Origin of the sequence: Pararcticibacter amylolyticus (genome assembly GCF_003130405.1) — a bacterium.
Classification (GTDB): domain Bacteria; phylum Bacteroidota; class Bacteroidia; order Sphingobacteriales; family Sphingobacteriaceae; genus Arcticibacter; species Arcticibacter amylolyticus.
In genome coordinates this window covers 4597-5557 of the sequence record NZ_QEAS01000049.1, presented here as the reverse complement: position 1 = coordinate 5557, position 961 = coordinate 4597, and the positions used below count along the sequence as shown (strand labels likewise).

Here is a 961-nt window from a genome sequence, read left to right as displayed (position 1 = left end):
CTTCTTGCAAAAAAGAAAAAAGATTCTCACCTTTGCAGTCCCAAAACGAACAACACTTCGAAAAGGGAAACAAAAAAAGCAGACGGCGCAAGGCCGGAAGCATTGAAAAGAAACCAAAAGCTAACGGCACACAGCTAATAGCTTTTAGATACAGCGGAACCGGGACGGGGAAGCGCAAAAGTTCTTAAAAAGAAATGTCATGTAGCATAGCAGGTAGGAATATCTGTTATGAGCAAAAAACAAGCAAAACAAATATCCTAAAGTCAATTTCGGCAAATAGCATTAATAAAAACGATTCTATTTGAGAAAATAGAGTCAGAGAACAAACTTCATTACAATGGAGAGTTTGATCCTGGCTCAGGATGAACGCTAGCGGCAGGCCTAATACATGCAAGTCGAACGAGATTCGGGACTTCGGTCCCGATGACAGTGGCGCACGGGTGCGTAACGCGTATGCAATCTACCTTACTCAGGGGGATAGCCCGGAGAAATCCGGATTAACACCGCATAACATAAAGATATGGCATCATATTTTTATCAAATATTTATAGGAGTAAGATGAGCATGCGTGACATTAGCTAGTTGGCGGGGTAACGGCCCACCAAGGCGACGATGTCTAGGGGATCTGAGAGGATGACCCCCCACACTGGTACTGAGACACGGACCAGACTCCTACGGGAGGCAGCAGTAAGGAATATTGGTCAATGGGCGCAAGCCTGAACCAGCCATGCCGCGTGCAGGAAGACGGCCCTACGGGTTGTAAACTGCTTTTGTACGGGAATAAACCCCTTTATGTATAGAGGGCTGAATGTACTGTAAGAATAAGGATCGGCTAACTCCGTGCCAGCAGCCGCGGTAATACGGAGGATCCAAGCGTTATCCGGATTTATTGGGTTTAAAGGGTGCGTAGGCGGCTTTTTAAGTCAGGGGTGAAAGACGGTAGCTTAACTATCGCAGTGCC

The 961-nt window shown here is 46.4% G+C and carries 1 other annotated feature (cut by a window edge).

The features are described 5' to 3' along the window. The first annotated feature begins 334 nt into the window (after positions 1–334). Positions 335–961, top strand: a sequence feature (mutual gap in cmsearch alignment for this rRNA model is longer than 100); it runs 895 nt beyond the window's last position.